Annotated in this window: 6 protein-coding genes, 1 pseudogene and 1 riboswitch; of the genes and pseudogenes, 2 read left to right on the top strand and 5 right to left on the bottom strand. The window is 74.6% G+C overall.

Features of this window, described 5'->3' with window-relative positions; all coding sequences use genetic code 11:
• The 3 genes and pseudogenes from PSR1_RS09360 to sugE form a co-directional block, all read right to left on the bottom strand.
• Positions 1-198 (bottom strand): annotated as a pseudogene (locus tag PSR1_RS09360) (DUF2332 domain-containing protein); the annotation flags it as partial.
• 124 nt (positions 199-322) lie between these two features.
• Positions 323-1,582: an MFS transporter gene (locus PSR1_RS09355; protein ID WP_059437336.1), complete on the bottom strand. Its 1,260-nt coding sequence runs from the start codon at positions 1,580-1,582 to the stop codon at positions 323-325.
• A 75-nt stretch (positions 1,583-1,657) separates the two neighbouring features.
• Complete coding sequence (gene sugE / locus PSR1_RS09350) at positions 1,658-1,978, bottom strand: quaternary ammonium compound efflux SMR transporter SugE (protein WP_059437335.1); 321 nt, start codon at positions 1,976-1,978, stop codon at positions 1,658-1,660.
• 12 nt (positions 1,979-1,990) lie between these two features.
• A riboswitch (guanidine-III (ykkC-III) riboswitch) is annotated at positions 1,991-2,059 on the bottom strand.
• A gap of 90 nt (positions 2,060-2,149) precedes the next feature.
• Between sugE and PSR1_RS09345 the strand changes: the two genes are divergently transcribed.
• Positions 2,150-2,782, top strand: coding sequence for a hypothetical protein (locus tag PSR1_RS09345; protein ID WP_059437334.1), 633 nt, complete (start codon positions 2,150-2,152; stop codon positions 2,780-2,782).
• A 70-nt stretch (positions 2,783-2,852) separates the two neighbouring features.
• On the opposite strand, the gene glnA is transcribed toward PSR1_RS09345, so the two are convergent.
• Entirely contained in the window at positions 2,853-4,277 is a 1,425-nt protein-coding gene (gene glnA / locus PSR1_RS09340; protein ID WP_015935410.1) for a type I glutamate--ammonia ligase, read from the bottom strand.
• Positions 4,278-4,533: 256 nt separating this feature from the next.
• Here glnA and PSR1_RS09335 point away from each other — a divergent pair, with 256 nt between their 5' ends.
• Positions 4,534-5,091 carry a hypothetical protein gene (locus PSR1_RS09335; protein ID WP_059437333.1) on the top strand — a complete coding sequence of 186 codons (558 nt, stop codon included), beginning with the start codon at positions 4,534-4,536 and terminating at the stop codon, positions 5,089-5,091.
• A 60-nt stretch (positions 5,092-5,151) separates the two neighbouring features.
• On the opposite strand, the gene PSR1_RS09330 is transcribed toward PSR1_RS09335, so the two are convergent.
• Positions 5,152-6,588, bottom strand: a complete 1,437-nt coding sequence (locus tag PSR1_RS09330; protein ID WP_059437332.1) for a sigma-54 dependent transcriptional regulator — start codon at positions 6,586-6,588, stop codon at positions 5,152-5,154.
• Between the last annotated feature and the right edge of the window lie 65 nt (positions 6,589-6,653).

The raw sequence follows: 6,653 nt of genomic DNA, 5'->3' as shown, positions 1-6,653 counted from the left end.
GAGCAGGAGGCCCGCACGCTCGCAGGGCGCCTCGAACCGCCGCGCCTCCCACGCGGCCGCGAGCGCCCGGCCGGCCCGGCCGGCGAGCGCGTCCGCGAGCAGCTCCAGCGCCCGCGCGTCCGCCGCCGAGCGGGGCCGGATCGCCTCGCGCGCGCGGGAGAGCTCCTCCGCCAGGCCGTCGATGCCGATCCGCGCCATGGGGACCTCCTCCGGACCCAAGCTGCGGACGGCGTCGAGCGGGCGCCGCAAGGCAGGCGCGGGGGCCACCGCCCGTCCCGCGACGGGCTCGGGACGAGCGGACGCCGGAACGGGGCGACGGCGATCAGGCGTCCGGCGCGGCGAGCGCCTGGCCCGGGGACGGTCGCGGGGACGTCGCGGCGCGTCCCGCCGCGAGGCGGCGGCGGCGCGCGGGGGCGGCGGCGAGGTGGCCGGCGGCGAGCACCAGCCCGAGCGCGAGCGTGCCGAGCCAGAGCGTGCGCGCGCCGAACCGGCTCATGACCTCGCCGCCGATGAGCGGCGACAGCGTGAACGCCACGCCCCAGCTCATCGAGTAGGCGCCCTGGTAGCGCCCGCGCAGCGAGGCCGGCGAGAGATCGGCCACCACCGCGTTCGCGACCGGGAAGCCGACCACCTCGCCGACGGTCCAGAGCAGGACGCCGAACACGTAGAGCGGCACGCTGCCGCCGAGCGCGTTGACGCCGAAGCCCACCCCGAACAGCAGCGCCGAGACGGCGAGGGCGCGCGAGGGGTCGTACCGGCGCAGGCGCGCCCCGAGGAGCGGCTGGAGCAGCACCACGCCCACGCCGTTCAGCGCCATGAGCCAGGCGAAGCTGGCCGGCCCGACCCCGTGCGCGGCCATGTCGAGCGGCGCGGCGAGCTGGAACTGCGTGAACACCATGAGCCCGCCGAGCGCGAGCAGGGCGAACACGACGAACACGCGGTCGCGGAACACCTGCGCGAGCCCGGCCAGCGCGGGCGCGGGCTCGACGCCGGCCGGCCGGGTCTCCGGCACGGTGAACGCGAGCACCGCCGCGAACGCGAGCGAGGTGGTCGCGTCCACGAAGAACAGCCAGGCGATGTGCCGCTCCGCGAACAGCCCCGCCACCGACAGGCCGATGGACCAGCCCATGTTGATGGCCCAGTACACGAGGCCGTAGGCGCGGGTGCGCTCGGCGGGCGCGACCACGTCCGCCACGACCGCGTTCATGGCGGGCCGGTAGATCTCGCCGGTGGCCCCGTTCACGAACGCGAGCGCCGCGAGCGCCAGCGGGGCGCGCGTCAGGGCGAGCGCCGCCACCGACAGCGCGCCGGTGACGAGGCCGAGCAGCATGGTGGGGCGGCGGCCGAGCCGGTCGGCGAGCGTGCCGCCCAGCGGCCCGGCCACCATCACGCCGAGCCCGTATAGCGCCACGATCCGCCCGGCCTCGGCCGCGTCGAAGCCGCGCTCGCGGACCAGGAACAGCGCCAGGAACGGCGCCACGAAGCTGGCGAGCCGGTTCACCAGCATGCCCGTCCACACCATCCAGAAGGTGCGGGGCAGGCCGCCGAGGGCGGCGCGGAGGCTGGCGGGGTGCGGGATCAAGACGCTCCGTGCATCTAGCAAACGGGCGGCGCGGGCGCCACGGCGCGTTCCTGCGCGGGGGAGGCGCGGGGCTGCTCACGACGTGGCGGTGAGCTTCAGGCCGATGATCGAGACGACCAGCAGCCCGAGGAACGCGGCCCGTGCCAGGCCGAGCGGCTCGCCGAGCAGCACCACGCCGAGGATGGCGGCGCCGGTGGCGCCGATGCCGACCCACACCGCGTAGGCGGTGCCGATGGGCAGGTCGCGCGCGGCGAGCCCGAGCAGCCACATGCTCGCGACGATGGCGGCGCCGGTGAGCACCGACGGGATGGGCCGGCGGAAGCCGTCGGTGTACTTGAGGCCGATGGCCCAGCCCGTCTCGAGCAGGCCGGCGACGACGAGGTAGATCCAGGGCACGAGGCGATCCTCCTCGCGTCGTCTTGTCGTCACCGGGTACGACGCGCCTCGTCCGGGGCCGCGCGGGCGCGCGCGGCCAGGAGCGAGATACCCCGGTCCCCGCGTCGGGGCAAGCGGGGCGCACCCGCGGTCCGGGATGATGGGGGCGTCGGTGGAGCGGAGGGGGGACCGATGCTCGCCTGCGCGCTCGCGCTCCGGCTGGCCGCCGCGGTGGCGGCGCCGGTCGATTCACCACCCGTGGACGCCGCGCCGCCCGCGCCACCGGACACCGCGCCGCCCGGCCCGGGCGCCGCGCCCGCGCCCGCGGCGCCCGATCTCTCCGCGCCACCCCCCGCCGACGCACCCGGCCCGTGGCGCGTCTACGGCGCGGCGACGGCGGGCGCGGCGGCGTCGGACGTGCTGTTCGCGGGCATCTTCGCCATCGGGATGGTGCAGCTGTTCGGCGACCTCTGGGACGGCGAGGCCAGCGCCAGCGCGGGCGGGCTGACGCTCGCGCTCGTCGGCCTGGGCGGCTTCCTCGCGGTCACGCCCGCGGTGACGGTGTGGGCGGCGCAGCGGGTGGCCGGGCGCGAGCGCACCGCCGCCGCGTACTGGGCCTGCTTCGGCGTGCGGCTGCTCGGGTTCGCGGCGGCCTCGGCGTTCCCGCCGGTGGCGCTCGCGACCGAGCTGGTGCTGGCGCCGTGGGTGGCCTCGCGCATCGTGATGACGGGGACGCCGGTGCGACCGGCGGCGCCTGCGGCCGGCGCGGACGGGCCCGCCGCGCGCGCCCGGCCGCTGCGCGATCCGGCCGTCGCCTGGCGGTGAACACGGCGCGCAAACGAAGGGCGGCCGCCCTCGCGGACGGCCGCCCGGTGCTGCCGGACCTCGGTCGCGCCTAGATGTCGAAGTACAGCGCGAACTCCATCGGGCTCGGGCGCATGCGGACCGGGGTGATCTCCTTGTCGTACTTGTACTGGATCCAGGTCTCGATCACGTCCTCGGTGAAGACGTCGCCCTTCAGCAGGAACTTGTGGTCCTTGCGGAGGCACTCGAGCGCCTCGTCGAGCGAGCCCGGCATCTTCGGGATGTCCTTCAGCTCCTCCGGCGACATGCCGTAGATGTCCTTGTCGAGCGGCTGGCCCGGGTTGATCTTGTTCTCGATGCCGTCGAGGCCGGCCATCAGCATGGCCGCGAACGCCAGGTAGCCGTTGCAGGCCGGGTCGGGCGAGCGGAACTCGATGCGCTTCGCCTTGGGCGACGGCGAGTACATCGGGATGCGGATCGACGCGGAGCGGTTGCGGGCCGAGTAGGCCAGGTTCACCGGCGCCTCGAACCCGGGCACGAGCCGCTTGTAGCTGTTCGTGGACGGGTTGCAGAGCGCGGCGAGCGCCGGCCCGTGCTTGAGGATGCCGCCGATGTAGTACATCGCCATCTCGGACAGGCCCGCGTAGCCGTCGCCCGCGAACAGCGGCTTGCCGGCCTTCCAGATCGACTGGTGCACGTGCATGCCGGAGCCGTTGTCGCCGTAGAGCGGCTTCGGCATGAAGGTCACGGTCTTGCCGTGCCGGCGCGCCACGTTCTTGATGATGTACTTGAACCACTGGAGGTTGTCGGCGCACTTCACCAGCGAGTCGAAGCGGATGTCGATCTCGGCCTGGCCGGCGGTGGCGACCTCGTGGTGCTGCCGCTCCACGTGGATGCCGACCGACTCCATCACCCGGCACATCTCGGTGCGCAGGTCCTGCTGCGAGTCGGTGGGGCCGACCGGGAAGTAGCCCTCCTTGTAGCGGGGCTTGTAGCCGAGGTTGCCGCCCGGCTCCTCGCGGCCGGTGTTCCACTGCCCCTCGACCGAGTCGAGCTTGTAGAACGCGTGGTTCACGCCGTGGTCGTAGCGGACCTCGTCGAACACGAAGAACTCGGGCTCGGGGCCGAAGAACGCGGTGTCGCCGAGGCCGGTGGACTTCAGGTACTTCTCGGCCTTGATGGCGATGTTGCGCGGGTCGCGCGAGTACGGCTCCTTCGTGATCGGGTCGACCACGTTGCAGATGAGCGAGAGCGTCGGCTCCGCCATGAACGGATCGATCGCGGCCGTGTCCGCGTCGGGGACCACGAGCATGTCGGAGGCGTGGATCGCCTGCCAGCCGCGGATCGAGGAGCCGTCGAAGCCGAGGCCGGCCTCGAACACCTCCTCGCTGAGCTCGTAGAGCGGGATCGAGAAGTGCTGCCAGATCCCGACGAAGTCCATGAACTTGAGGTCCACGTAGGTGGCCTTGCGTTCCTTGGCCAGGTCCAGGACCGCCTTCGGGGTGAGTTTCGCCATCGCGAGCATCTCCACGGCCTGCGGGGTTGTTGGCCGGCCCAGTTAGCACGGCTCATGCCACGCCGGCGAGCCGCTGACGCGCCCAGATCCGCGGATCTCCGGCGGGTCGTGACTCAAACCCGGCCAGCGGCTGCTCGATTTCCGGGCACCTCGATGGGTGTATGATGCGACAGAAGTCCGCGCGGCATGGCGCCGCGGGGCCGACCCCATGTACGCTCGGCACCCGGCCGGAGCGGCCGGGACCGGGGGAAACGCAGTGAACGCAGCGAATCGCGCCAGCGGCAGCCCGTCCGCGCGCCGCGCCACGCCCCGCCTGCTGGCGGCGCTGGTGCCGCTCGGGACGTTCGTCCTCACCGCCGTGGCGGTGGTGGCCGTGCTCCGCTCGGCCGCCCCGCACCCGCCCGCGCTCGGCCTCTCGGCGTGGGGCGGCCGCCCTGGCGCCGCGCAGCCGCTGCCCGACGGCGCCAGCGTCCGCGCCGGCGCGAGCCTCCACCTCGAGCTCGAGCCGGACGGCCCGTGCCCGCTGTGGGTGGTCGCGGTGGACGCCGCGGGCAACGTGCAGCGGATCCACCCGATCGTCGCGGCGCCGCAGTCGCGCGGCGCGCTCGACGTCGAGGTGCAGGCCTCGCCGGCGCGCGGCCCGCAGCGCTTCTTCGCGGTGTGCGCGCCCGACGGCGGGCTCGACTACGCGCGCGTGCTGGCGGCCGCGGGCGCGGTGGCGCGCGAGGGCGCGAGCGGCCTCCGCGCCGCGCGGGCGCTCGCCGGCCTGCCCGACGGGACCCGGCAGGCGTCGATCCTCGTCGAGGCGATGTAGCGCGGAGGTGCCCGGTTTCCGGGCACCGGCCTGCCCGGGTTCCGGGCAGGCGCGGGGCCGCTAGCGCGGCTTCATCCCGAGCGCGCGCATGCGCTCGCGGAGCGTGTTCCGGTTCATCCCGAGCAGCTCGGCGGCGCGCAGCTGGTTGCCGTGGGTCCGCGCCAGCGCGGCCGCGATGAGCGGCGCCTCGATGGCGGCGATGGCCGCCTGGTAGCGCCCGCCCTCCGGCGGCTCGGCGTCGAGCAGCCCCTCCACGAGGCCGGTGAGCGCGCGCTCGCTGGCGACCGCGGCCGGCACCAGGCTGGCGACGTCGCGCGCGCCCACGCGGTTCCCGGCGAGCTTCAGGAGGGCGCGCTGCAGCACGTTCTGCAGCTCGCGGACGTTGCCGGGCCACGGGTGCGCGAGCAGCACCGCCTCGGCGTCCTTCCCGAGCGCGACCGGCCGCCCCTTCAGCTGCTCGCCGAACTTCGCGACGAAGTGGCGCGCCAGCAGGATCACGTCGCCCTCGCGCTCGCGCAGCGGCGGCAGGCGGATGGGCACCACCGCGAGCCGGTAGTACAGGTCGCGCCGGAAGCGCCCCTCCTCCACCGAGCGCGCCAGGTCGGCGTTGGTGGCGGCGACGATGCGCACGTCCACCGCGAGCGGCCGCGTGCCGCCGACGCGGTCGATCTCGCGCTCCTGCAGCACGCGCAGCAGCTTCGCCTGCAGCTCGATCGGCATCTCGCCGATCTCGTCCAGGAACAGCGTGCCGCCGCTCGCCAGCTCGAACTTGCCGGGCCGCCGCTCCACCGCGCCGGTGAAGGAGCCCTTCTCGTGGCCGTACAGCTCGCTCTCGATGAGATCGCGCGGGATGGCGGCCATGTTCACGGTGACGAACGGGCCGCGCGCGCGGGTGGAGTTGGCGTGGATGGCGCGCGCCACCAGCTCCTTGCCGGTGCCGGACTCGCCCATGAGCAGCACGGTCATCTCCGTCCGCGCCACCCGGCCGATCTCCTTGTAGACCTCGACCATCGCGGCCGACCGGCCGATGAGCGTGTCCGGCAGCGCCACGCCGCCCTCGCGCAGGCGCCCGTCGCCCCGCTCCTCCGCGTGCGCGGCGGGCTCGTCGGCCTGGCCCGGCGGCGGCGCGGCCGAGAGGTCGCGCACGATCCGCTCCACGCGCTCGAGGTCGAACGGCTTGCCGAGGTAGTCGGCGGCGCCGCGCTTCATCGCCTCCACCGCCGAGCGCATGGTGTCCTCGGCGGTCATCACCACGACGAACGGCGAGTCCACCCGCCCGCCGATCTCGCCGAGCAGCTTGAACCCGTCGTCGCCGGGGAGGCGGACGTCGAGCAGCACCAGCCCGACGCCGTCCTTGCCGCCGCCGGCGGCGCGCAGCTTCGTCCGCGCCTCCTCGGCGCTGCCCGCCTCCTCGTACGGCACGCCGGCGCGCTCGCAGGTCCGCGCGAGCACGAAGCGGACCGAGGGCTCGTCGTCGACGATGAGGACCTTTCGCAACGCTCGCTCCTGGCTGTGGGATCCGGATGATCCGCCGATCCGGGTACCTCTTAGCAAGCGCGGGG

Origin of the sequence: Anaeromyxobacter sp. PSR-1 (genome assembly GCF_000964525.1) — a bacterium.
Taxonomy (GTDB): Bacteria; Myxococcota; Myxococcia; order Myxococcales; family Anaeromyxobacteraceae; genus Anaeromyxobacter.
Note: the sequence above shows the minus strand (reverse complement) of the source record. Positions and strands in the feature narration are given on the sequence as shown.

Excerpts from the sequence above, each read along its gene's own strand:
- PSR1_RS09345 (WP_059437334.1), top strand. The coding sequence starts at position 2,150 with ATGCTCGCCTGCGCGCTCGCGCTCCGGCTGGCCGCCGCGGTGGCGGCG.
- glnA (WP_015935410.1), bottom strand. The coding sequence starts at position 4,277 with ATGGCGAAACTCACCCCGAAGGCGGTCCTGGACCTGGCCAAGGAACGC.